At 68.7% G+C, this 24632-nt stretch carries 20 protein-coding genes, 1 tRNA gene and 1 pseudogene; 9 read left to right on the forward strand and 13 right to left on the reverse strand.

Annotated elements, in window-relative coordinates:
* Positions 1 to 960: 960 nt before the first annotated feature.
* Both ABZV31_RS03665 and ABZV31_RS03670 read right to left on the reverse strand, forming a co-directional pair.
* A complete protein-coding gene (locus ABZV31_RS03665) occupies positions 961 to 1665 on the reverse strand; it encodes a 2'-5' RNA ligase family protein (protein WP_355887625.1) in 705 nt (234 codons plus the stop codon).
* A 57-nt stretch (positions 1666 to 1722) separates the two neighbouring features.
* The gene (locus ABZV31_RS03670) at positions 1723 to 3063 is read right to left on the reverse strand and encodes a hypothetical protein (RefSeq protein WP_355887628.1); all 1341 of its coding nucleotides are present in this window, start codon (positions 3061 to 3063) and stop codon (positions 1723 to 1725) included.
* A gap of 224 nt (positions 3064 to 3287) precedes the next feature.
* Here ABZV31_RS03670 and ABZV31_RS03675 point away from each other — a divergent pair, with 224 nt between their 5' ends.
* Both ABZV31_RS03675 and ABZV31_RS03680 read left to right on the forward strand, forming a co-directional pair.
* Positions 3288 to 4169 (forward strand): helix-turn-helix transcriptional regulator, encoded by an 882-nt coding sequence (locus ABZV31_RS03675; protein ID WP_355887631.1) that lies wholly within the window; start codon positions 3288 to 3290, stop codon positions 4167 to 4169.
* A complete protein-coding gene (locus ABZV31_RS03680) occupies positions 4166 to 4390 on the forward strand; it encodes a DUF397 domain-containing protein (protein ID WP_355887634.1) in 225 nt (74 codons plus the stop codon). The genes ABZV31_RS03675 and ABZV31_RS03680 overlap by 4 nt, the downstream gene beginning before the upstream one ends.
* Positions 4391 to 4434: 44 nt before the next feature.
* On the opposite strand, the gene ABZV31_RS03685 is transcribed toward ABZV31_RS03680, so the two are convergent.
* Genes ABZV31_RS03685 through ABZV31_RS03700 form a run of 4 tightly spaced genes read right to left on the reverse strand, consistent with a single transcriptional unit; the run spans position 4435 to position 6744 of the window.
* Positions 4435 to 5100: a contact-dependent growth inhibition system immunity protein gene (locus ABZV31_RS03685; protein WP_355887635.1), complete on the reverse strand. Its 666-nt coding sequence runs from the start codon at positions 5098 to 5100 to the stop codon at positions 4435 to 4437.
* Positions 5101 to 5124: 24 nt separating this feature from the next.
* Positions 5125 to 5352 carry an RNase A-like domain-containing protein gene (locus ABZV31_RS03690; protein WP_355887637.1) on the reverse strand — a complete coding sequence of 76 codons (228 nt, stop codon included), beginning with the start codon at positions 5350 to 5352 and terminating at the stop codon, positions 5125 to 5127.
* Entirely contained in the window at positions 5288 to 6394 is a 1107-nt protein-coding gene (locus ABZV31_RS03695; protein WP_355887640.1) for an RNase A-like domain-containing protein, read from the reverse strand. Before ABZV31_RS03695 ends, ABZV31_RS03690 begins: the two co-directional genes overlap by 65 nt.
* A complete protein-coding gene (locus ABZV31_RS03700) occupies positions 6391 to 6744 on the reverse strand; it encodes a hypothetical protein (protein ID WP_355887643.1) in 354 nt (117 codons plus the stop codon). The genes ABZV31_RS03695 and ABZV31_RS03700 overlap by 4 nt, the downstream gene beginning before the upstream one ends.
* 694 nt (positions 6745 to 7438) lie before the next feature.
* On the opposite strand from ABZV31_RS03700, the pseudogene ABZV31_RS03705 reads away from it, so the two are divergent.
* Positions 7439 to 8083: pseudogene (locus ABZV31_RS03705) on the forward strand (serine/threonine-protein kinase); the annotation flags it as partial.
* A 240-nt stretch (positions 8084 to 8323) separates the two neighbouring features.
* Here ABZV31_RS03705 and drmC read toward each other — a convergent pair.
* Entirely contained in the window at positions 8324 to 9088 is a 765-nt protein-coding gene (gene drmC, locus ABZV31_RS03710; RefSeq protein ID WP_355887646.1) for a DISARM system phospholipase D-like protein DrmC, read from the reverse strand.
* Positions 9085 to 10395, reverse strand: a complete 1311-nt coding sequence (locus ABZV31_RS03715; RefSeq protein WP_355887649.1) for a DUF1998 domain-containing protein — start codon at positions 10393 to 10395, stop codon at positions 9085 to 9087. Before ABZV31_RS03715 ends, drmC begins: the two co-directional genes overlap by 4 nt.
* A 196-nt stretch (positions 10396 to 10591) precedes the next feature.
* Here ABZV31_RS03715 and ABZV31_RS03720 point away from each other — a divergent pair, with 196 nt between their 5' ends.
* A complete protein-coding gene (locus ABZV31_RS03720; RefSeq protein WP_355887651.1) occupies positions 10592 to 11098 on the forward strand; it encodes a hypothetical protein in 507 nt (168 codons plus the stop codon).
* Here ABZV31_RS03720 and ABZV31_RS03725 read toward each other — a convergent pair.
* The 4 genes from ABZV31_RS03725 to sucC all read right to left on the reverse strand — a co-directional run bounded on the left by ABZV31_RS03725 (position 11063) and on the right by sucC (position 15244).
* Positions 11063 to 11147, reverse strand: a tRNA-Leu gene (locus ABZV31_RS03725). The genes ABZV31_RS03720 and ABZV31_RS03725 overlap by 36 nt on opposite strands.
* A 258-nt stretch (positions 11148 to 11405) precedes the next feature.
* Positions 11406 to 12947, reverse strand: coding sequence for an aldehyde dehydrogenase family protein (locus ABZV31_RS03730; RefSeq protein ID WP_355887653.1), 1542 nt, complete (start codon positions 12945 to 12947; stop codon positions 11406 to 11408).
* Between the two features lie 255 nt (positions 12948 to 13202).
* The gene (gene sucD / locus ABZV31_RS03735; RefSeq protein ID WP_355887656.1) at positions 13203 to 14102 is read right to left on the reverse strand and encodes a succinate--CoA ligase subunit alpha; all 900 of its coding nucleotides are present in this window, start codon (positions 14100 to 14102) and stop codon (positions 13203 to 13205) included.
* A gap of 11 nt (positions 14103 to 14113) precedes the next feature.
* On the reverse strand, positions 14114 to 15244 hold the full coding sequence (sucC, locus tag ABZV31_RS03740) for an ADP-forming succinate--CoA ligase subunit beta (RefSeq protein ID WP_355887659.1): 1131 nt from the start codon (positions 15242 to 15244) through the stop codon (positions 14114 to 14116).
* A gap of 197 nt (positions 15245 to 15441) precedes the next feature.
* Between sucC and ABZV31_RS03745 the strand changes: the two genes are divergently transcribed.
* From ABZV31_RS03745 to ABZV31_RS03765, 5 genes are all read left to right on the forward strand, one after another.
* Positions 15442 to 17136: a thiamine pyrophosphate-binding protein gene (locus ABZV31_RS03745; RefSeq protein WP_355887662.1), complete on the forward strand. Its 1695-nt coding sequence runs from the start codon at positions 15442 to 15444 to the stop codon at positions 17134 to 17136.
* Between the two features lie 12 nt (positions 17137 to 17148).
* Positions 17149 to 18378 carry a formyl-CoA transferase gene (gene frc / locus ABZV31_RS03750; RefSeq protein WP_355887665.1) on the forward strand — a complete coding sequence of 410 codons (1230 nt, stop codon included), beginning with the start codon at positions 17149 to 17151 and terminating at the stop codon, positions 18376 to 18378.
* A gap of 4 nt (positions 18379 to 18382) precedes the next feature.
* Positions 18383 to 20584 (forward strand): acetate--CoA ligase family protein, encoded by a 2202-nt coding sequence (locus ABZV31_RS03755; RefSeq protein WP_355887668.1) that lies wholly within the window; start codon positions 18383 to 18385, stop codon positions 20582 to 20584.
* 118 nt (positions 20585 to 20702) lie between these two features.
* Positions 20703 to 22091: an OFA family MFS transporter gene (locus ABZV31_RS03760; RefSeq protein ID WP_355887671.1), complete on the forward strand. Its 1389-nt coding sequence runs from the start codon at positions 20703 to 20705 to the stop codon at positions 22089 to 22091.
* A gap of 1 nt (position 22092) precedes the next feature.
* Positions 22093 to 23499: an OFA family MFS transporter gene (locus tag ABZV31_RS03765; RefSeq protein WP_355887674.1), complete on the forward strand. Its 1407-nt coding sequence runs from the start codon at positions 22093 to 22095 to the stop codon at positions 23497 to 23499.
* A gap of 84 nt (positions 23500 to 23583) precedes the next feature.
* On the opposite strand, the gene ABZV31_RS03770 is transcribed toward ABZV31_RS03765, so the two are convergent.
* Positions 23584 to 24624 carry a sugar phosphate isomerase/epimerase gene (locus ABZV31_RS03770; RefSeq protein ID WP_355887676.1) on the reverse strand — a complete coding sequence of 347 codons (1041 nt, stop codon included), beginning with the start codon at positions 24622 to 24624 and terminating at the stop codon, positions 23584 to 23586.
* Between the last annotated feature and the right edge of the window lie 8 nt (positions 24625 to 24632).

Raw genomic sequence — 24632 nt, forward strand, 5'->3', positions numbered from 1 at the left:
CGACCCCCGCAACTACCTGGCCTTTCTCGGACTCGCCGCAGCCCTGTGCTGCTACAAGCGACTGCTCCGCCTCACCACATAGGACACGGTCTTAGATGCTGTGGGGTTTCAGTTGGTGGAGCACGATGGTGCGGGTGACGAGTCGGGTTCCGGGGTCGGTTGAGCTGCGCGTTTGGTAGCTGAGGTGGGGGCGCTTGGTCTTGCGGGGTGCGGTTCTTGGGGGCCGGTCGCGGATGAGCATGTTGGGGAGGTCGACTATGAGGAAGCGCAGGGCCTGTGCGAGGAGTTCAGGGGGAAAAAGGCCGCCCGGACGGAACCTTTGACGGCGTCCAGCACGGGAGGGAAGCTGATGCGGGTCTCGACGAGGAGCCTCGCCGGGGGCGGTCGGCGGCGGTACGCCGTCAGCACGTCGTTCGTTCGCCGTCCGGCGGCGCGCGAAGAGGCGGAGGCGCGGCGTACCGCCGCGCCTCACGCGTGGCGAGGCTGATCGGTCCAGTGCCTACCGGAAACGAGAAGCGACGATGGACGCGGTGGACGAAGAGCACCTCTGCAGGCGGACACCAGTACGGCGTCATTGGGTGAAGTTGACCGACTGCGCTGAGCCTTCGGGCCTCGCGCGCAGGCGTGTACGCGAGGCCCTCGAGGGACGTGCCCTGCCGGAGCGGGTCGACGACGCCGTTCTGGTCGCCTCCGAGCTCGTGGGCAACGCGCTCAGGCACAGCCAGCGGTCCGGACTGCATGTGCGTGGAGGTCTACCGGGACGCCGCGGTGCTGCGGGTCCACGATGCGGGACGGGATGTGTCCAGGGTCAGGGCACGGTCCGCAGGAATGTCACTGGATGAGCTGGCGGACAGTGGCCTGGGACTACTGCTCGTCCGGGAGTTGGCCTCCGGGTGGTCGGTCCGGCCGACCGCGATCGGCAAGGAAGTGGTCGTGGTTCTCGCCCTGGGCGCCGGTGGGCTATCCGAGCGGGACGTTCTTCCGTACGTCCCAGCGGTACGTCCGCCCCTCACGGCGGAGCTCCACCAACTGAACAGCACTTACGGAGAGTTCGAAGGCCGGGAGAACGCGGAGCGCTGACACCGTCTCCACGACCGGGGCAGCGGGGCGCCGGCGGTTGTTGTACGCGAGGCTCAGGTGCGGTCGGAAGGCGGACGTCGGCTTCTTCGGGGCCAGACCGACGCTGCTCCCTGCCTTGGCCAGCGCGTGGTGCAGCCGGAGCAGGGGTTCCCAGGGGCCGAGGGACAGGCGGACGGCGCCTCGGGAGCCGGCCAGCGGCATGGCGCGTACGGAGAACGCGGAGGGCAGCAGCGCCTCGGCGTCCCGCGCCAGGCTGTCGAGTTGGCTGGGGGTGACGACGTCCGGCGTTCCCACTCGGGCGAGGGTGATGTGCAGCCCGTCCGTCGGCACCGGGTCTAGGCCGAGGGGCGCCAGCTCCTCCTGGCAGTGCCCGGCGAGATCCACGAGCCGCTTGTCGTCCGGGAAGGTCAGCATCCAGTAGTACGCCCGGCTGCCGTCCGACCAGCCGGGGCGCGCCCAGTGGTCGGTCATCTCGTCGAGTGCGCTGAAAGCCGCCCAGTCGTGGGCCGCGGTGACCGCCGGGTCGTGCGTGTCGGCGGGGGGCTCGGCGGGGAACGCGGCGGGGTCGGCACTGAGCAGGGACACCCGAACGTACTCCATCGGCTTCACACGGCCCCGGAGTACGACGCCACCCGGCGGCGCCTACGACGCGGATGACGTCATGGCCAGGGCCGCTGGCTGCGAGCTCCAGGTCCGGAACTCGTCGCCATAATCGTGTACCGCCGGGTGATCACGCCACGGCCCGGCCTGTTCGTGCAGGTCGCGCGAGCGTTGGTAGACGGAGCTGATCGGAGTCTCTCCGCACAGGTACAGGGCCTCGTGGCCCAGCGCCATCGCCTGGTCGATGTCGGGTGTGCGCTGCTGCAGCAGGGCGGTGGCGACGTCGAGACGTACGAGCGAACGGCTCCAGGAGGAGCTCGAGTGCTCCACCAGATCGTCGATGTGCTCGGCGTCGCGCAGTACCTGGGCCGTGTTGCGCAGCGCCACGTGTGACGTGACGGCGTTGGCCGGCATGCGGGCCCATCCGTACGGCTCGAAGGAGATGCAGGAGGTCAGCCCGACCGGTACCTCGTGGAGGTCGGAGAGACGGAGTGCCTGTCCGAGGACCTGTTCGACAGCGCGCCGGTCGCCGGTCTTGCCGAGGGCCCGGGCCCGGCCGTTGGCGAGCAGGCGGATGGACTGGGCGTGGCGTGGCGCCCGCTCGGTGGCCGCGGCGGCGCAGGCGTCCGCCTCGTCGTACCGGCCGGCGTAGTAAAGGCTGAAGGAGAGGGTGCCGCACGCCCAGAGCTCGGTGTCCAGGTCGCCGATCTCACGGCTGAGGTCTCGGGCTTCGGTGCAGTACGCCTCCGAGAGCGCGAAGTCGCCCGTGTTCACCGCCATGTAGCCGAGCAGGCCGGAGGCGCGGGCGGCAAGGCGAAAGAGCTCCCGGCGCGCACGAGGGGGCTGGCGACCGTCGAGGAGCGTGTGGGCGAGCTGCCGAGCCTGACGGGGCTGGCGGCGGAGGACGTACGGCCCGTCCTGTTCGTACCGGCTGGTGATGCCCTCCAGGGAGGAGCCGAGGAAATCGAGCGTCGCGTCGTCGGCGTTGCTGGCCGTCAGCTGCCGGATCCGGGTCTCAATGTCCAGCGGGTTCTCGTCGTCCTCGCGCAGCGGAGGCGAACTCGGGGCTTGTCGGCGTGTGGGCAGGTCACCGGAGCGGTCGTGCGGGGAGTCGCTGTCGTACGCCGTGGAGAACAGCTCGGACACTGGTCTGCCCAGCATGTGCTCCAGCACCCGGCAGGCGTCCGGGCGGGGCAGAGTCAGTAACTCCCCGCCGTACCAGCGGTCGAACTGGCGTGGAAAGACCTGGAGGGACGCCAGGCGGGGGTCACGGTCAAGCTCCGCCAGCTGGGCGGCGGCCCGCTCGTACTGGGCGGCGAAAGCCTCGTGCGTCGTCAGGTGCCGTTGCTGGAGCAACTGCCGGAGCAGCGTTGTCCGTGGCATGGGCCACCCTCCCGGTGCGGCGTGCGGGACCGACGCGGAGGCGCGTGCCGGATAGCCGGGTGGTGGCGATGCGTCGCCCATCGGTCGACTGTTGCACACGCCCCTACGGACGCGCGCCATGACTCCTGACAGCATGCCGACGCAACCACCAACTAGGCAATATGTCTTAAGAAGTTGACCCGTATGGGTTGTAGAGGCGTCGCCGATACGGAGAGACTTCCGGCATGGCCTTGAAGAGAAGCCTGGTCCCGCAATCCGTGTACCGGCGACAGCTCGCGGCACGGCTGAAGGAGCTGCGCGACGCGACCGGGCTCACCCTCACCGAGGTCGCCGATCAACTGGAAGTCAACCAGGGGTCACTGAGCCGGATCGAGAACGGCGAACGCGGTACGACACCGATCCTCGTCCGGGCGCTGCTGGACCTGTACGGCGTCAAGGACGAGGACCGGCGCGCCGACGTGCTGGATCTCGTACGGGCGGACAAGGAGCAGCAGAAGCCCTGGTGGCGGAAGTACTCGACGGTGCTCACCCCGACCCGCTACGACGGGTACCTCGCGCTGGAGGCCGGCGCGACGCACCTCGCCAACTACCAGCCGATGCTCGTGCCGGGACTTCTCCAGACCGAGGACTACGCCCGTGCGGTGATCTCCCAGATGAGGAAGGACCTGTCCCCGCCGCAGGTCGAGTCCCTGGTCAGGGTCCGCATGGAGCGCCAGACCAGCCGCCTGGGCGGTGAGGCGTCCGCAAGGCTCTGGGCGATCCTCGACGAAGCCGTGCTACGCAGAACGATCCGCTCCGGCGCGGTGATGCGCGACCAGATGCGGAAGCTGGTGGAGGCGAGCGAGCTGCCGAACGTCACCGTGCAGCTGCTGCCCTTCTCGCTCGGGGCGCATCCCGGGCTGTACGGCCCCTTCGTCATCCTGACCTTCCCGGACCCCACGCCGAACCTGGTGTGGCTGGAGAACCCCAAGAATTCCGTGTATCTCGAGTCCCTGGAGGACGTGGACGACTACACGGACATCTTCGACCAGCTGAGGGCCACTGCCCTCGACCCGTCGGAGACTCGTACCCGCATCGCCCAGATCAGCAAGGAGCTCGACCAGTGAGCACGTCCCGCACGACCGTCCCGTCGCCCGACGCCGACCTCACCGACGCGCAGTGGCGCAAGAGCTCATACAGCGGGGGTGCGAACGACTGCGTGGAGATCGCGGAACTGGGGGACCGTGTCGCGGTGCGCGACTCCAAGGACATCGGTCTCCGTCCGCTGGTGTTCTCACGGGCGGCGGTGGGGGCGCTGGTGGGCGGGGTCGCGAACGGAAGGGTCTGAGCACGGAGAGCAACGGCGGGCTGGGCCGACACGCCATAGGTGACTCAGTCGTGGGGATAGCGGTGAACGATGATGTCCCTGACGTCCATGAGCCACTGGCGGAGAGAAACACCTGCCGGCGGAGGCTCGTAGAGGCCGAGTGTGGTCGCTGCCTCGTCCAGTTCCTCGTCTGACGGGTTGAGCGTCAGGAACTCGCCGATTTCCGCCGCGGTCTTTTCGACATCCTCCTGCGGTTCGCCGGAGAGGTAGTCGTCGACTGCCTCGGCATGTGAGGAGTACTCCACCATGAGGCTGTCCTGGTAGAAGTAGGCGCCGAGGAAGTGAGCCAGCGCCGGGAACCGTTTCCTCCATTCCCAGGCGATCTTGGGTCGAACCGTGGACCGGGGCGGTGGTGGAGCCGCCAGGAAACTCTCAAGATGCGTCTGGATGACCCCAAGGCAGTCCTCGACGCTTACACCTCGTGGCGGACGGATGTGGGGCAGCAACTCAACGTCCTCAGCGATCTCGTCACTGAACAGGCCCACGGCCAGGAGGTCCTGGATCTCCCGCACGGCCGCCGCCGCGCGCTCCGGAGCGAAGGCGGCCACCCGAAGGTAAGCGCTCAGCGCCGTTCCCGGGGCTTCGAGCGTGTCGTCGAAGGTGTAACCCGGCTGCTCGTACGCCTGGAGGAGCTGACGCAGCTCCTGGAAACGGTCATCCACCGGTGTCATGGTGCTGTCGAACCTGTTCTGGTGTTAGGGGACGGGATAGGACGTCAGTACGCGGTAGCCCATTGCGGCTGATGGGTCGCGCTTGAGGATCACTCTGGCACCCTTGACCCACTCCGGCGGCAATCCGTTGCGAAAGTTCTCCCGGGACAGACTCAACCCGGTGTTCTCGTCGAAATGTGCTTCGAGCTCAAGCTTCCGGGCCTTGTTCTTGGCGAGCCAGGCTTCGATTTCCTTCTGGCGCTGGAGCACCACACCGTCCGGTGTACTTTTGCGCGGAGGTTTCGTCAACGTACCGGGAGACCCGGTCCCTCTCAGGCTCTGCCCGCAGTCGTGCACGCAACTCCCGCGAGGTGACGTTCGCGTGCTTGGCCAGAGTGTGCGCGCCGTTCTGTCCCTCGTCACCGGCCACATCTGCCCGGTACCTGGGGTTCAGCCGCCCCCTGCGCTTGCTGCGCGGCCAGGCGTTGGGTTCGCCGTCGCCCTTGATGAGGAGGCTCAGGTCATCGAGACCGGGAGATGCTCCCTCAGGCACCGCGAGTGCGGGCCCCAGGCCGGACATGCGGACCCCGCCCAGCAGTTCGGTGATGCCTCCGGCATTCCGTACGGCCTGCGCCGTCGACCCAGCTCCTCCGAGGAGGCCGCCGAGGAGGGCGCCGTCCACGCCCGCCTGGCGGGCCTCAGCCAGACTGAGTCCGCCCTTCTGCTCGCCGAGCGCGATGGACATCGGCTGGGTCAGGGCGAGGTTCACGGTGATCGATTCGACGCCGGCGAACGCCGCCGACGCCAGCGTCGTGGCCGCGATGGTCGCGATCTCCTCCGTCACCGCGACACCCAGGCTGGCGGCGAGGTCCGCGATCCCGGCGGCCACCGCCGCGGCGGCGTCCGCGGAAAGGCTGAAGGTGACGATGGACAGGGCCCCGCCGACCAGGAGCGTCGCACCGGCGATCTCCAGCTCGTGCTCCAGCCTCTTCTTCACCCCGTGGATGAAGTCCGCGTACCCGTCCAGCGCCTTGGCCATGGCACGGGCGGCATCGGCCAGGTCCTTCAGCCAGCCGCGCCCGTCGTAGTAGTAGCGACGCCAGTACGGGTCGTCGAAGGCCGAGATGGCCTCGCCCTTGTTGTGCTCGATGATGGTGCGGGCCGCCCTGTTGGCACCCGACGTGACCTTCTCCACGTCGTCGGCGAAGTCCCGCCACGTCTTCGCGGCATGCCGCAGGCCGCCCTCGTCCGCAGCCGGCCACCACATGCCGGTCATGTCCTGGACGATCTTGCGGGCCTTGTCCGCAGTGCTCACCGGTGCGCGCCCTCACCGCCGTGGTCGACGTGGATCCGGCTGAACATGCTGCGGACCAGCTCGTCGTTGTCGATGTGGCCATCCGCCATGTCCACCATGGCCTCGCGGATGCTGGCCAGACCGTCGACGAGGATCTTGGTGGCGTCCTCGATCTTCTTCACGTGCGGGCCGTACACCTTGTGGAACTTCTGGCCCTGCTCGTCGTCACCCCACGGCGCCCCGGCTGCCTCCAAGCCGTGCTTCAGCTTGGTCAGGGCGTGTGCAAGGGCAACACTTTCATCGTGGAAGTGCGGCGCGGTCGCCTTGAGGTCAGCGATCTTGATGTCGAGTATCTTGCCGCTGTCACCCATGACTTGGCGTTTCCCCCTCCGTTGACTGCCCGGATGTTCGACCCTAGCTCTCATGTCTTCCTTCACGACCGCGAGGACGCAAAAGGGAAGCAAAGACGCGCGAGTTGCTCGTGAGTTCTCTCACAGGCCGTGACCGGGGCGCTTGTGGCTCAAGGCTCCGCCGGTGAAAACGCCGAACTGGTTCCAGCTCACGTTCGACGGACGCTCATACGCCAGCGTGATCGACGGTCAGGACGTGAGCGGGCATTTGGCCGCGGTCGACGTGCCCGCAGTCCCACCCACCGCGCATCATCCTGCACCTCAGCCCCACCGAGGGCTGGCCGACCACACTGGATCTGCTCGCCCGTGTGAGGGTCTGGGGCGCCGCCGGACCCCGATGCCGTCACAGCTCCACCTGGCTGCAACAGCAGACACACAACACGGCGCCGTCGCTTCGACCGCTCTGCCACCTGGTCATCGACTCTCAGCCCGACCCGCCTCGTATTCGCCGCCCTGAACTTCCCTCGCCTTGAGGGCGCCTACACCGGACGCCGGGAAAGGGCCCTGTGTGCCGTTGCTTGCGTCATGATGTGTCGGGGAGTGCCGTGGCCTGAGGTGCGGCGGTCATTGGGGGTGGGAAGTGCAAGAGCTGGGAAGATCGGATCCGCGAGAGTGCGAAGGTTTTCGGCTGCTGGGTCGGTTGGGGTCCGGCGGTATGGGCGTGGTCTATCTGGGTGAGGACCACGCCGGTCGGCAAGCCGCCGTGAAAATCATGCGTTCCGAGTACGCGGACGACGCCGCTTTCCGCGAGCGTTTTCATCGTGAGGCTCGTGCACTTGCCGCAGTCAGCAGCCCGCACGTCGTCGAGATGATCAAGGTCTCGGAGGAGGGAGAGACCCCGTACCTCGTCACGGAGTATGTTCCAGGTGGCTCGCTCGCCGAGCGCCTGAGCAGCGGTCCGCTGCCTCTGGAAGAGGCCATTGACCTCGCGGAAGCGCTGGCACGTGCACTGGAGGTGATCCATGCCGCCGGAATCATCCACCGCGCCCTGAAGCCATCGAACGTCCTCCTGGCTGCCGAAGGGCCGAAGCTCATCGACTTCGGTATCGCGCAGTTGGCCGACGAGGCCGCGGTGACCCGAACGGGCTGGCGGCTGGGCACCCCCGGATACCTGGCGCCCGAGCAGCTTGCCACTGGGAGTTCGGATGCGCCGGCTGACGTGTTCGCTTGGGGACTTGTGGTCGCGTCCGCGGCTTCGGGCCGTCACCCGTTCGGTACCGGCCCCGCCGAAGCACTGGCCTACCGCATCCAGCACACACCGCCCAATCTGGTGGGACTGCCTCCCGCTCTCATGCCTGCCGTAATGGCCGCATTGCAGCACGATCCCCGCCGACGACCACCCAGCACCGATCTCATCCGCCTGTTGCGAGAGCCCGCCGCACTCGCAGCGCACGGCACCTACACGGGCCCCACGACCGTGGGTCGCCGCCAAGGCGTGCGGTTGTGGCAGAAAGCCCTGCTCACAGGACCTCGGTGCCGCGCTCGCCCGCACCACCGTCACCACCATCGACGCCGACATCCAGGCTTACAACTAGGCCGATCAGTGCCGAAGAGGCCTCAGCACGCCCAGGCGTTGCAACTCCAGGATGTGTTCGGCTGCACGTCGCGGTGCTTCCCCGCCGGTGATCAGCACACCGGCCTCGATGTTGCGCCGAGCGGCGGACTCGGTCAGATTGGCGCTACCGAGGAAGAGTGTGTGGCGATCGGCAACGGCGAGTTTGGCGTGTTGACGAGAGCGCGCCTGTCGGGCCGGGTCCCTGGCCCAGGTCCACAACTTCACTCCGGGCACCGACGCGAACGCGTCGGCGGGTTCCTTCCCCGAGAGGAGTCCGCCGGCGCCGGCCAAGGTCTCGACCACGACGTGCGTCTGCACGCCTTTGTCCAGGGCCTCGGTCAGAGCCTGTGCCAGGGCCGGGTAGGGACGAGCCGCGTACGTCATGGCCAGCAGTTCGTGCTGGGCCGCACTGATGACCTCGATGAGCACCTGGGCGGTGGCCCGGACGGGTACGGCGGGTGTGGAGGGACCACTCCACACCGTGCGGACCCGGACCGTGTCCCGGGCCTTCTGCCGGGCGGCGACGTAGCCGCGCAGATAGGCAGCCGCCTCGGTCGGCGGCACCGACTCCGACTCGATCGCGTCGCACAGTCGCGTTACGGCCTCGCCGACCGCTGGTGCCGCCAGTGCGGTCAGTATTCGTTCCCTGGAGCGTGCCTGGGCGAGCAGCCCGACGAGGTCCTTGCTGCGGGAGAGGCCGAGGGCCGCGACGGCGGCCTCGGCAGCGGCCTCGAAAGCGGGTCGGCTCACGGCAGCAGGCCGACCGGCGTCAGCACCGGTTCCTTGTCCCCAGCCAGCGGGACGAGGAACCGACGGTCTAGGAACCGGTTGCCGCGTTCGCACGTCGTTTCCGACACGAACAGACAGACGTGGCACGCGGCTCCGTGGAGGAAGTCGGCCGGGTCGTGCGGCAGGCGCTCGGCGCAGAGCGGATCGGCCGAGCAGTGACCGGCGTCGGTCAGGGCCCGGCGCACGATCCGGTCGAACTCGCGTTCCTCGGCGAGGGAGACCAGACCGCCCAGGGTGCCCTCGGAGTCCGGAACCGCGGTGTAGATGAGGATGCCCGTCCTCGGGTTCTGCTCGTCTCCCACGTATATTCGCTCGGCGAGCGAGGCGGAGTTGTACCCGCATTCCAGGGCGATGGTGCGGATCAGCAGGTGGGACAGGGTGTGCAGGGCGATGTACCGTGCTCCGGGCCAGCCGTAGTAGGGGTCGAAGCCACTCGTCTTGCGGTCCGACTTCCGGTTCGCCCGAAATCGTGCGTAGGCCTCTCTGTGTGCCTCCATCTGCGCGGACTTCTCCATGCGGACGACCCACTCCGCCATCAGACCGTCCCGTACGCGCAGGAAGACACCCTCGCCGCGCACCTCACTCGCCGGCACCCAGTTCCGGGCTCCGCGGGACAGATCGACGCGCGTGGCGATCTCCGGGGATTCCGGGTCGGGTGCGTCGAGCCGGGTGAAACCGATCAGCGCCCGTGCCTCGCGCAGCCGCTCGACCTGCCTGACGTCGGCGAATAGCTCGCTCAGGCGGGCCGGCACCGGGACCTGCCGCAGCGCGAAGTCGTCGCTGGGAGCGGGGACGGGTCCGGAGAGCGCGTCCCATTCCGGTCCGAAGAGGTCGGCTTGGACGTCGGGCGCGGAGGGGGCCGGTCCGGCCGTCCCCTGTTTGCGCTCTGCGATGGCCGCGACCACCGCGCCGGCGTCGAAGTCGTTGAGGAAGGCGAACTTGGGCATGCGCGCCATGAAGTCGAACTGGGTCCGGTCCTCGATGAGTTCGAGGTCGGGCCAGTGGTCGTCGAGGAGCTTGTCGATGTCTCCGCCCTGCGCCTTGGGCAGGGCCAGCGCGCTGAGGGTGAGCGGGAACCATTGGTTGGAGGCGCCCGCCACCATCAGGACGGGCTCCTGTGCGCAGCCGTTCGGCTCGTAGGTCCCGAGATGCGGATGCCGCCCGCGACATGAGGGCAGGTTGCAATGGCTGAGCAGGAAAACAACGCCGCACACGCCCGTGGACAGAGTCAGCACGCTCCCCCCGCCAGTCATTTCAACCCGCGACATCACCGATCGGCTGACCAGCGCTTGACTTCATGTGTGCTTCCGAGCGTCCATGGTCGCGACCGACCGCCGTGCGGACCACGCGATCCCGCACGGCGTCAGCTCTGTCAGCCCGGAACACCGCGGTGCGCACGCGCCGGCGACACCAGCGGTCCGGGGACCTCACTGTTTACGCCCTCTGGGAAGCAAGGCTCTCTCCATGTCCGGCACGACGATGACCAACGAGTTGACGGGGCTGTCCCCGGCTGTCATCCACGTCTACACGCAACTGGTGGCCTTCACAGATCCGGCCCCCGTCGCCGACATCGCCCAGGCCACGGAAACTGCCTGTTCCAGCAGCTTCAAGGCCCTCGCCTCCCTCCAAAAGCGGGGACTCGCCCACCGTGAACGGGGCATCCCGAACGGCCCCAGCCGCCGCCCCGACCTCTGGCGCGCCACACACACCGGCCCTGGCCCCACTCCCGGCGTGCCCCCCACCACCAAGAAGCCGGGCCAGCCCACATCCGACGCCGCGCCCGCCGACACACCGGCTGCGGACACCACCGCTCTGGTGTCACAGCCGGACGAGTGCACCTCTTCTAGCCTCTGGGGCATCAGGATCACCTACGACAACGCAACGAGGACCGCGACCGTCAGGTCGAGGCCCTCGCTTCCGTATCGCTATAAGGAGTGTCCGAGGGGGGACTTGAACCCCCACGCCCGATAAAGGGCACTAGCACCTCAAGCTAGCGCGTCTGCCATTCCGCCACCCGGACTAGGTGTCTGCCGCCTGGCCGGGGGGCTTCCCCGCGGCGGCAGGAACAACAATACCAAGGTTTCGGAGTGCCTTTCACCTGCGTATCCGTACCGTGAACGCCGGGATCGGGGCGGCGCGGCGCCCGGACCGACCTCCTACACGAACAGTGACATGCTCATCACTCTGCGAGAGTGTCGTGGTGCGGCACCCATGGAGCGGGTGCCGCACCGCCGGATGTCACGGCGCGCGGTCGGGCGTCATCGCACGCGGCCTGCCGTCACGGCATCAGCTGGTACTCCGGAAAGTTCCCCGGCAGCCGCTCCCCCGTCGGCCCCTGTGTCACCGCCCGCACCAGCAGTTCGCCGCCGACGAAGGCACCGCGCCAGGATGCGCCGAAGCCGCCGAAGAGCTCGTCGCGGTCGCCGCGGGAGCGGGGCTTGCCGTGGCCGATCTTGAAGGCGCGGATCTGCGGGGCGAGGCGGTCGAAGGTGGCCTTGTCGTCCGTGGAGAGGGTGGCCACCAGGGCGCCGTTGGACGCGTTCATGGCGGCGAGCAGCTCCGCCTCCGTGTCGACCAGGACGATCGTGTCGACCGGGCCGAAGGGTTCGGCGTGGTGCAGGGGGGAGGAGCGAGGCGGGTTGAGGAGCGTGACCGGTTGGACGTAGGCAGACGTGTCCTGGCCGGGCAGGAAGCGGGCGTCGGACAGGCCGCCCCTGTGCAGCGGGACGGCGCCCCGGTCGATGGCCTCGGCGACCTGGTCCTGGAGATCCTTGGCCTTGGCCGCGTTGATCACTGGGCCGAAGTCCAGCTGCGGGTATGGGTCGTCACCCTTCTCCACCGCCAGCGGGTGGCCGACCCGGAGGGTGCGCACCGCCGGGAGGTACGCCGCCAGGAACGCGTCGAACAGTTCACGCTGGACGACGAAGCGCGGGTAGGCCGTGCAGCGCTGTTTGCCGTAGTCGAAGAGTTTCGGGACGACTGCGGTGAGTGAGTCCCAGTCCGAGTAGTTCCAGATGCCCCAGGTGTTCAGGCCCTCCTGTTCCAGTACGTGCCTCTTGCCGAGGTCGGCGACGGCCGTGGCGACCGCGGCGCCGGTGTCCCGGCCGCCGACGAAGGAGACGCAGCCGATCTCGGGCGCCCGCACCAGCGCCTCCGACAGTTCGCCTCCGCTGCCGCTGACGAGGGTGACGGGGATGCCCTCGCGGGCGGCGAGCGCGCAGGCCAGAGTGAGGCAGGCGACACCGCCGTCGGTCGGGGTCTTGGCGATGACCGCGTTGCCTGCCAGTGCCTGTACCAGCAATGCGTGAACGAGCACGCTCATGGGATAGTTCCAGCTCGCGATGTTCGACACCGGGCCGTCCAGCGGGGCCCGGCCGGCCACCATCGGTTCGATGCCGTCGACGTACCAGCGCACGCCGTCGATGGCCCGGTCGACGTCCGCCTGCGCGAGCCGCCACGGCTTGCCGATCTCCCAGACGAGCAGCAGGGCGAGGAGTTCGCGGTGTTCGGTGAGGGCGTCGAGGGTGGCCGCGACCCGGGCCCGGCGCTCGTCGAGCGGGACGTGCCGCCAGGCGCGGTGCTGGTCGAGCGAGGCCCGTACGGCCTGGTGGGCGGTTGCCCGGTCGAGGCGGGGCGGGCCCGCGATCGGGCTGCCGTCGACCGGGCTGGTGGCGGGCAGCGCCCGGCCGTCGGCCCGCCAGGCGGCGTTCCAGAGGTTGAGGACGCGGTCGTCCCGGAACGCCTCGGGGGCCACGGCAAGGCAGCGCTGCCAAGCGTCGGTCCAGGACGTGCCGGATTTGAGGGTGAGGCTGGGTGCCATTGAAGAGCTCCGCTCTCGGTGCACAGTCGAGAGAAAAGGGCCCGTAGGGCCCTCCCTGAAAGGGTGGTGGTGGGCAACGGGTGGGCGGGAGGTGCGTGGCCCCCGTCCGGCTCACGGCTCGCAGTGCCGTGAGCCGGAGGTCGTGAGAGGGTTCGCGAAGGTGCGGTGAAGGGTGCTGGACGTCGCGGCGGTCGCCGTGGAGGGTCGTACGAAGGAAGCTACCGACGCGTAATGACGCGCGACAGTCACCTCACGTCAACTATGAACGACGTCACCCTCCGCTGCCAGCAGGGCGAGCACCTGTTGCGCCGTCTCGGTCGGTGTGCTTCCCACCCTGACCCCGGCCGCCTCCAGTGCCTTCTTCTTCGCCTGTGCCGTGCCGGACGAGCCGGAGACGATGGCGCCCGCGTGCCCCATCGTCTTCCCCTCGGGTGCCGTGAAGCCCGCGATGTAGCCGACGACCGGCTTGGTGACGTGCTCGCGGATGTAGGCGGCCGCGCGTTCCTCGGCGTCGCCGCCGATCTCGCCGATGAGGACGATCAGGTCGGTGTCGGGGTCGTCCTGGAAGGCGGCCAGGCAGTCGATGTGCGTGGTGCCGACGACCGGGTCGCCGCCGATGCCGACGCACGTCGAGAAGCCGATGTCGCGCAGCTCGTACATGAGTTGGTAGGTGAGCGTGCCGGACTTCGACACCAGGCCGATGCGGCCGGGCTTGGTGATGTCGGCCGGGATGATGCCCGCGTTGGACTGGCCCGGGGTGATCAGGCCGGGGCAGTTGGGGCCGATGATCCGGGTGCCCTTCGACTTCGCGTAAGCCGTGAAGGCGACGGAGTCGTGGACGGGGATGCCCTCGGTGATGACGACCGCGAGGCCGATGCCGGCGTCGGCGGCCTCGATCACCGCCGCCCTGACGAAGGCCGGGGGCACGAAGACCACGCTCACGTCCGCGCCGGTGGCCTCCATGGCCTCGCGGACCGATCCGTGGACCGGGACGGCACGGTCGTCGAAGTCGACGGTGCGGCCCGCCTTGCGCGGGTTGACTCCGGCGACGACGTTCGTGCCGGCCGCGAGCATGCGGCGGGTGTGCTTCATGCCCTCGCCGCCGGTCATGCCCTGGACGAGGACTTTGCTCTCCTTGGTGAGGTAGATCGCCATGTCCCGTCTCCTCAGGCTGCGTGGGCGAGTTGGGCGGCACGGCCGGCGGCGCCGTCCATGGTGGTGGCCTGCTGGACCAGGGGGTGCGCGCGCTCGTCGAGGATCGCGCGGCCGCGGGCCGCGTTGTTGCCGTCGAGGCGCACGACCAGCGGCCTGGTCAACTGGACGGTGTCCAGGGCCTGCACGATGCCCTCGGCGACCGCGTCGCAGGCGGTGATCCCGCCGAAGACGTTGACGAAGACGGACTTCACGGCCGGGTCGGAGAGGATGACGGACAGCCCGTCGGCCATGACCTGGGCCGATGCCCCGCCGCCGATGTCGAGGAAGTTGGCGGGGCGGGCGCCGCAGCCGGCGACCACGTCGAGCGTCGACATGACCAGGCCGGCGCCGTTGCCGATGATGCCGACCTCGCCGTCCAGCTTGACGTAGTTGAGGCCGCGCGCAGCGGCCACGGCCTCCAGCGGGTCGTCGTACTCGGCATCCTCGGCACCCCAACGGGTCTGCCGGAAACGGGCGTTGTCGTCGAGGGTGACCTTGCCGTCGAGCGCGACGATCCAGCCCTGTTGCGTGCGGACGAGGGGGTTGACCTCGACCAGGAGGGCGTCCTCGCGGACCAGTACCTGCCAGAGCCGTACGAGGACGTCGACGGTCTGCGGCGGCAGACCGGCCGCCGCGGCGATCTCGGCCGCCTTCGCGGAGGTGACGCCCTCGGCCGGGTCGACGGGGATGCGTGCCACGGCCTCCGGCCGGTTCGCGGCGACTTCCTCGATCTCCATGCCGCCCTCCGCGGAGGCGATCGCGAGGAAGCGACCCGCCGCGCGATCGAGGACGTAGGAGACGTAGAACTCGCTCTCCACGTCCACGGGCTGGGCCAGCATCACCTTGCCGACGGTGTGGCCCTTGATGTCCATGCCGAGGATCTGGCGCACCGTCAGCTCGGTGGCGGCCGGGTCGGCCGCGAACTTCACCCCGCCGGCCTTGCCGCGCCCGCCGGTCTTGACCTGCGCCTTGACGACGACGCGGCCGCCGAGCCTGCGGGCGATCTCACGCGCTTCCTTGGGCGAGTCCGTGACCTCGGCCCTCGGCACCACGATGCCGTGATCCTCGAAGAGTTCCCTTGCCTGGTGTTCGTACAGGTCCATCTCGGCTCCTGTCTGCGAAGTCATCGGAAGTCGTCGCCAAGTCATCGAGAGGCCGAACTCCGATGACTGAAAAGTGCCGCACGCCCCCTGGACACCACCCATCGGATGCGGGATAACAAGCTTCATACAGTATTCGTCGACTGTATGCAATGTACCGCGAGAGCGTTCCAACCCCTACGAAGGGACAGGACTTCGCCATGCCTGACGACAGCCGCGACCAGAACGAAGAGCTCATCTCGGGTGGGCATCTCGTCGCCAAGGCGCTCAAAGCGGAAGGTGTGAAGGTCATCTACACCTTGTGCGGCGGCCACATCATCGACATCTACGACGGCTGCGTCGACGAGGGCATCGAGGTCGTCGACGTACGCCACGAGCAGGTCGCCGCCCACGCAGCCGACGGCTACGCACGCATCACCGGCACACCCGGCTGCGCGGTCGTCACCGCCGGCCCCGGTACGACCGACGCCGTCACCGGTGTCGCCAACGCCTTCCGCGCGGAGTCCCCGATGCTGCTGATCGGCGGTCAGGGGGCCCTCACCCAGCACAAGATGGGGTCCCTGCAGGACCTGCCGCACGTCGACATGATGACGCCGATCACCAAGTTCGCGGCGACCGTTCCGGACACCGCGCGCGCGGCGGACATGGTGTCGATGGCGTTCCGCGAGTGCTACCACGGGGCGCCCGGGCCGTCCTTCCTGGAGATTCCGCGGGACGTCCTGGACGCCAAGGTGCCGCTCGCCAAGGCGCGCATCCCGAAGGCCGGCCACTACCGTGCCTCGACCCGCTCGGCCGGCGACCCAGAAGCGATCGAGAAGCTCGCCGATCTGCTCGTGCACGCCGAGAAGCCGGCGGTCCTGCTGGGCAGCCAGGTGTGGACGACCCGCGGCACCGAGACGGCCATCGAGCTCGTGCGGACCCTCAACATCCCCGCGTACATGAACGGTGCCGGACGCGGCACGCTCCCGCCCGGCGACCCGCACCACTTCCAGCTGTCGCGGCGGTACGCCTTCTCCAACGCCGACGTCATCGTCATCGTCGGCACCCCGTTCGACTTCCGCATGGGCTACGGCAAGCGGCTGTCGCCGGACGCGACCGTCGTGCAGATCGACCTCGACTACCGCACCGTCGGCAAGAACCGCGACATCGACCTCGGCATCGTCGGCTACGCGGGCCTGGTGCTGAAGTCGGTGACCGAGGCAGCCTCCGGGCGGCTCAACGGCGGCGCGTCCAGGCGCAAGGAGTGGCTGGACGAGCTGCGCGCCGCCGAGCAGACGGCGGTCGAGAAGCGGCTGCCCCAGCTGCGGTCGAACGCCTCACCGATCCACCCGTACCGCCTGGTCAGCGAGATCAACGACTTCCTCACCGAGGACTCCATCTATATCGGCGACGGCGGCGACATCGTCACCTTCTCCGGGCAGGTCGTCCAGCCCAAGTCGCCCGGCCACTGGATGGACCCGGGCCCGCTGGGCACGCTCGGCGTCGGCATCCCCTTCGTGCTCGCGGCCAAGCAGGCACGCCCCGACAAGGAGGTCGTCGCCCTCTTCGGCGACGGCGCCTTCTCGCTGACCGGCTGGGACTTCGAGACCCTCGTCCGCTACAACCTCCCCTTCGTCGGCATCGTCGGCAACAACTCCTCGATGAACCAGATCCGCTACGGCCAGGCCGCCAAGTACGGCAAGGAGCGCGAGCGGGTCGGCAACACCCTCGGCGACGTCCCCTACGACAAGTTCGCGCAGATGCTGGGTGGTCACGGCGAGGAGGTCCGTGACCCGGCCGACATCGGTCCTGCGCTGCGCCGGGCCCGCGAGTCCGGGAAACCCTCGCTGATCAACGTCTGGGTCGACCCGGACGCGTACGCCCCCGGAACCATGAACCAGACCATGTACAAGTGAGGAGCGCTTGTCATGACCAAGGCTCTCGACGGCATCCGCGTCCTGGACATGACCCACGTCCAGTCCGGGCCCTCCGCGACCCAGCTGCTCGCCTGGCTCGGCGCGGACGTCATCAAGCTGGAGGCGCCGACCGGTGACATCACACGCAAGCAGCTGCGCGACCTCCCGGACGTCGACTCCCTCTACTTCACGATGCTCAACTGCAACAAGCGGAGCATCACCCTCAACACCAAGACCGAGCGCGGCAAGGAGCTCCTCACCGAGCTGATCCGGCGCTCCGACGTCATGGTCGAGAACTTCGGACCGGGCGCGGTCGACCGGATGGGCTTCACCTGGGACCGCATCAAGGAGATCAATCCACGGATCGTCTACGCCTCCATCAAGGGGTTCGGCGAGGGCCCGTACACCAACTTCAAGGCGTACGAGGTCGTCGCGCAGGCCATGGGCGGGTCGATGTCGACCACCGGTTTCGAGGACGGGCCGCCGCTGGCGACGGGGGCCCAGATCGGCGACTCGGGCACGGGCGTGCACGCCGTGGCGGGCATCCTCGCGGCGCTGTACCAGCGGGAGCGCACCGGGCACGGGCAGCGGGTGAACGTGGCCATGCAGCACGCGGTGCTCAACCTCTGCCGGGTGAAGCTGCGCGACCAGCAGCGCCTGGCACACGGACCCCTCGCCGAATATCCCAACGACGACTTCGGCGATGAGGTTCCCCGGTCCGGAAACGCCTCCGGCGGCGGCCAGCCCGGGTGGGCGGTCAAGTGTGCGCCAGGCGGCCCGAACGACTACGTGTACGTCATCGTGCAGCCCGTCGGCTGGAAGCCGATCAGCGAGCTCATCGGCCGGCCGGAGCTGGCCGACGACCCCGAGTGGGCGACGCCGGAGGCCCGGCTGCCCAAGCTCAACAAGATGTTCCAGCTGATCGAGGAGTGGTCCTCGACCCTGCCCAAGTGGGAGGTGCTGGAGCGGCTCAACGCCCACAACATCCCGTGCGGGCCGATCCTGTCCACCAAGGAGATCATCGAGGACGAGTCGCTGGTCGCCAACGAGATGGTGGTCCGCGTACCGCATCCGGAGCGGGGCGAGTTCGTGACCGTGGGCAGCCCGCTGAAGCTTTCCGACTCCCCCGTCGAGGTGACCAGTTCACCCCTGCTCGGCGAGCACAACGAAGAGGTCTACATCGGCGAGCTCGGCCTCGGCGACGAGGAGCTGCGCCTGCTCAAGTCGAACGGAGTGATCTGACGTGATGGCCGAAGACCGGGTGCTGCAGGTGCGCGCCCTCCTCGACTCCGTGCGGGCCGAGGGCCGCACCGCGCTCACCGCGCCCGAGGGCAAGGTGCTCGCCGACGCGTACGGGATCGCCGTACCCGGCGAGGAGCTGGCGAGGGACGTCGACGAGGCGGTGGCGTACGCGGCGCGGTTCGGCGGACCCGTCGTGATGAAGATCGTCTCCCCCGACATCCTGCACAAGACCGACGCCGGCGGTGTGGTCGTCGGGGTGGAGGGAGCGGCAGACGTACGGGCCGCGTTCTGCAGGATCATCGAGAACGCGCGCGCGTACAGCCCCGACGCCCGGATCGAGGGCGTCCAGGTGCAGGAACTGCTGCCGCAGGGGCAGGAGGTCATCGTCGGCGCGGTGACCGACCCCACCTTCGGGAAGGTCGTCGCCTTCGGGCTCGGCGGGGTGCTCGTCGAGGTCCTCAAGGACGTGACGTTCCGCCTCGCGCCCGTGGACGCCGACGAGGCGCTGTCCATGCTGGACTCCATCCGGTCGGCGGAGATCCTGCGCAAGGTGCGCGGCCGGGCGGGCGTGGACCGGTGGGCGATCGCCGAGCAGATCCGCCGGGTCTCCCAACTGGTGGCGGACTTCCCGGAGATCGCCGAGGTGGACCTCAATCCGGTGATCGCGACGCCGGAGGGAGCGGTGGCCGCCGACATCCGGGTGATCCTCGCCGAGTCGCAGCCGCCGTCCCGCCGGCGGTACACCCGCGACGAGATCCTCACATCCATGCGGCGGCTGATGCAGCCGGCCTCCGTCGCCGTGATCGGCGCCTCCAACGAGCAGGGCAAGATCGGCAACTCGGTCATGCGCAACCTCATCGACGGCGGTTTCGCCGGGGACATCCACCCGGTGAACCCCAGGGCCGATGACATTCTGGGCCGCAAGGCGTACAAGAGTGTCACGGACGTTCCTGGTGAGGTGGATGTGGCCGTCTTCGCCATTCCCGCCAAGTTCGTGGCCGCGGCGCTGGAGGAGGTGGGACGCAAGAAGATCCCCAATGCCGTACTGATCCCCTCCGGCTTCGCGGAGACCGGCGAACACGCGCTCCAGGCGGAGATCGTGGCGATCGCCGAGCGGTACGGCATCCGGCTGCTCGGGCCGAACATCTACGGCTACTACTCGACGTGGCAGGACCTGTGCGCCACGTTCTGCACGCCGTACGACGTCAAGGGCGGTGTGGCGCTGACCTCGCAGTCCGGCGGCATCGGCATGGCCATCCTGGGCTTCGCTCGGACGACGAAGACCGGCGTGTCGGCGATCGTCGGCCTCGGCAACAAGTCGGACCTGGACGAGGACGATCTGCTGACCTGGTTCGGCGAGGACCCGCACACCGAGTGCATCGCGATGCACCTGGAGGACCTCAAGGACGGACGAGCCTTCGTGGAGGCGGCGCGCGACACCGTCCGCAAGAAGCCGGTCGTGGTCCTCAAAGCGGGGCGTACGGCCGCGGGCGCCAAGGCCGCGGGCTCGCACACCGGCGCGCTGGCCGGCGACGACGCCGTCTACGACGACATCCTCCGGCAGGCCGGTGTCATCCGGGCGCCCGGTCTGAACGACATGCTGGAGTACGCGCGCGCACTGCCGGTGCTTCCCACCCCCAAGGGCGACAACGTCGTCATCATCACCGGGGCCGGCGGCAGCGGCGTCCTGCTCTCCGACGCGGTGACCGACAACGGCCTGTCCCTGATGGAGATTCCGCCGGACCTCGACGCGTCCTTCAGGAAGTTCATCCCGCCCTTCGGGGCCGCGGGCAACCCGGTCGACATCACCGGGGGCGAGCCGCCGTCGACGTACGAGGCGACGATCCGGCTCGGTCTTCAGGATCCGCGCATCCACGCGCTGGTCCTCGGCTACTGGCACACCATCGTGACCCCTCCCATGGTGTTCGCCGAGCTCACCGCGCGCGTGGTGGCCGAGTTCCGGGAGCGCGGGATCGAGAAGCCGGTGGTGGCGTCGCTCGCGGGTGATGTCGAGGTGGAGGAGGCCTGCCAGTACCTCTACGAGCGGGGCGTCGTGGCATACCCGTACACGACGGAGAAGCCGGTGGCCGTACTCGGCGCGAAGTACCGCTGGGCGCGGGCGGCAGGAAGGCTGGGGGCCGACGGCCCCTCCGCCGACGCGGTGGCGGGAGACGGGCGGGTTGTTGGGGGGCGGTTCATGAGGTGAGCGAACACGGGGCCGGCCGACGGTGCGCGTCGGCGGGCCCCGAGGACCCGTGCGCGCACGAAAGGCATTGGACAGGGGGCGCTGGCCAGAACTTTCGACGCAAGGGGTGCAAGACAACATGACATCCACCGATCTATCGACGTCCGTCCCCTGCAGGGAGGTGACGGACCGCAACGGCCGCGTGTACCGGATCGGCGAGTCCGACGTCGACATCATGGGCCGTACACGCACCTGGATGGTCGTCCTGCCCTGGGTGGGCATGATGGGCATCAGTTCCGCCGAGTACGCGTTCACGTCGGCGGAGGACACGCTCCACGAGGCGCATCTGTGGAGCAGCGGACACATCTTCTGGCTGATGGGCGTCTGGGTGTTCTTCCAGGCGGCCGTGGCCTTCCCGGCGGGACAACTGCGGGAGAGCGGCCGCCTCCCCGCGCGTACGGCGATGCTGCTCGGCGCGCTCGGCACCCTGCTGGGCTATCTGGCGCTGGCCTTCGCGCCGGACGTGCTGGTCGCCTATCTGGGCTTCGGTGTGTGCAGTGGTATCGGCGCCGGTCTTGTGTATGCGACCTGCGTGAACATGGTCGGCAAGTGGTATCCGGAACGCAAGGGCGGCAAGACGGGCTTCGTCAACGGCGGATTCGCCTACGGGTCCGTGCCGTTCGTCTTCCTCTTCACCTCCGTGCTCGACCTGAGCAACTACAGGGCCGTACTGTCCACGGTCGGTGTGGGGCTGTGCCTGGTGGTGGCCGTGGCGGGCTGGTTCTTCAAGGATCCGCCGAAGAACTGGTGGCCCGCACACGTCGACCCATTGAAGGTCACCGACGACCCGAAGATCCGCCGGGCGCTGGAGAAGAACCCGCCGGCAATCAAGCAGTACACCCCGAAGGAGGCCGCCCGCACCCCCGTCCTGTGGATGATGTGGTTCTGTCTGCTGTGCACGGCCGGCATCAACATCTTCGGCATCGCCTTCCAGGTGCCGTTCGGCAAGGACATGGGTTTCGCGGGCGGGATCGTGGCCACGGCGATGTCCCTGAAGGCCCTTGTCAACGGCACCGGGCGCGGTGTCATCGGCTGGATATCCGACCGCTACGGACGCCGCAACACGCTGATCATCGTCTGCGTCGTGCTCGGTACGGCGCAGTTCGGCGTGCTGGTGTCGGGACAGATGGGCAGCATGCCGTTCTTCCTGCTGTGCTCCATGGTCTCCGGCTTCGGCGGCGGGGCGATCTTCCCGCTGTTCGCGGCCATGACGGCGGACTACTTCGGCGAGAACAACAACGCCACCAACTACGGGATGGTCTACAGCTCGAAGCTGATCTCGGGGCTCGTCGGCTCCGGCCTGGGCGCGGTCGTCGTCGGTGAGTGGGACTACCACGGCGCGTTCGTCCTGGCGGGCTCCATCGGGCTGGCCTCCGCAGTACTGGCCCTCTTCCTCAAGGCACCGGGCAGGCCCAACGTCCGGCGCATCGTCCCCAACCCGCACCCGCTCGGCGAGGAGATGGCGTGAAATGACTGCAGACCCCATAGCAACGAACAGTTCGCCGGCCGGTCCCGGTGCCGCGGACCGCCCCTACCGGGAAGTGACCGATGCGCACGGCCGCGTCTACCGCATCGGCGAGACCGACCGGGACATCCTCGGCCACTCGCGCAAGCTCATGGTGTACCTGCCGTGGATCGCCATGATGGCCATCAGCGTCTTCGAGTACGCGTACGGCTCCGCGGAGGACACCCTCTCCCGCGCGCACGGCTGGACGCAGAGCAACACCTTCTGGATCCTCAGCGTCTGGGTGTTCTTCCAGGCCGGTATCGCCTTCCCGGCGGGCTGGCTCAGAGAGCGGGGCATCCTGACCGCCCGCAAGGCGATGTACGCCGGTTCCGGGATGTGCCTCGTCGGCTTCCTGGCCCTGTCCCACCTGAGCAACGTATGGCTCGCGATCCTCGGCTTCGGCGTCGTCGGCGGCGTCGGCGCCGGCCTGGTCTACGCGACCTGCATCAACATGGTCGGCAAGTGGTTCCCCGAGCGGCGCGGCGCGCGGACCGGGTTCGTCAACGGCGGGTTCGCGTACGGCTCGCTGCCGTTCATCTTCATCTTCAACTACGCCTTCGACACCGGGAACTACCACCGGGTCCTCGACCTCATCGGCTGCTACATCCTGATCGTCGTGTTCGGGTGCGCGTTCTTCTTCAAGGACCCGCCGAAGAACTGGTGGCCCGCCGACATCGATCCGCTGACCTACTCCGGCAACCGGAAGAACGCGGCGAGCCTCGCCAAGAACCCGCCCGCGGTCAGGCAGTACACGCCCAAGGAGGCCATCCGGACGGGCATGCTGCCCCTGATGTGGATCTCCATCGTGATGACCGCAGGCGTGTCGATCTTCGGAATCTCCTTCCAGGTCGACTTCGCCAAGGAGGTGGGCTTCGGCCCGCTGGTGGCGGCATCGTCGATGGGCGTCATGGCGGTCATCAACGGCATCGGCCGCGGGGTCGTGGGGTGGATGTCCGACCGGTGGGGCCGCAAGCCGACCCTGGTGTTCGTCATCGTGGTGCTCGGCCTCGCCCAGTTCGGGGTGATCTGGGCGGGCGACGTCAAGAGCGAGTGGCTGTTCTTGTTCTTCGCCTTCCTCTCCGGTTTCGGCGGCGGCGCGTTCTACCCGCTGTTCGCGGCGCTCACCCCGGACTACTTCGGCGAGAACTACAACGCCACCACCTACGGGCTGGTGTACAGCGGCAAGCTGGTCAGCGGTCTGTTCGGGGGCGGGCTCGGCTCCATGGTGGTCGGTGCATGGGGCTACAACGGCGCGTACGCGCTGGCCGGCGGGGTCTCGATGGTGGCTGCGGCGATCGCGCTGCTGCTGCGGCAGCCGGGGCGCAGCCGAAACGTTGCGTCGGCTCCCGAGCCGCAGACCGCGGGCTGACGGCGTCGGGCAGGTGAGGAGGCCCTCCCGGGTTCGGGGAGGGCCTCCTCATGTGCGCCTACGGTTGGCGTCTCACCTGGTCTCTCAGCACTTCTCCCGCAACGAGTGCAGATACGCGCTGGAGCGGCGGGCGAAGGTGAAGGACTCGGTCGGGTTGTCGTGCTCGGTCTGCCAGTGGTGGGCCAGGCGCTCGCCACGCAGCCGGGTCACAGCCGAGATGAACCGCTGGTAGTCGATGTCGCCGTCGCCCACGTCCACCATGCGGTAGCCGAACTGGTTGGACGGGTCGCTCACGCCGTCCTTCACGTGGAAGAGCGGGTAGCGGTGGGGCTGCCTCAGTACGTAGTCCAGAGGCTCGAAGGGCGCGGGTGTGCCGTCGGGGCGCCGGGAGAAGCGGAACTGGCCCGCGTACGCCCAGAAGATGTCCATCTCCAGGTGGACGAGGTCGGGGTCGGTCTCGGCGAGCAGCACGTCGTAGAGGCGGACCTTGGGGTTGTCACTGGCGAAGGAGAACTCGTCGGAGTGGTTGTGCTGGTAGAACTTCATGCCCCGCGCCTTCGCCGCGGCGCCGTAGGTGTTGAACTCCTCGGCGGCGCGCTTCCACGCGTCGACGGTGGAGCCGTAGCGGAACGGGCCCGAGGCGGTGCCGATGTGCTTCAGGCCGAGGGCCTCGGCGTCGTCGAGGACCTTGGTGAGGTTCTGCGCGAAGGTGTACGCGTTCGGGTCGTCGGAGTAGTAGCCGACGTGGCTGCCGATCGGGGTCAGGCCGTGGTCCTTCGCCAGCCGCCTGAGCTGGGCGAGGGTGATCGGGCCCGCCGAGCCCTGGGTGTAGCCGGCGAACTCGACCTCGTCGTAGCCGTACTTCTCCAGCTCGGCGAAGACGGGGGCGAAGCCGAGCGTGGCAACCTTGTCGCGCAGGCTGTAGAGCTGGATGCCGAGCCGGCCGGGAGGCAGGAGGGGGCGGCCGCGGCTGGCGGGAGCCGACGCAGTCCCGGTGGCGGCGGTGGCAGGAGGCGAGACCGCGCCCAGCAACGCGGCGGCAGTGGCGCCTGCGGCGACGCCGAGCATGCCTCGTCTGCTGAGGCGGTGGCTGAGTTCGGGGTCGGTCGGAGAGACGCGGCTCATGCCTGGAA

The organism is Streptomyces sp. NPDC005202 (assembly GCF_040608235.1).
GTDB lineage: Bacteria > Actinomycetota > Actinomycetes > Streptomycetales > Streptomycetaceae > Streptomyces.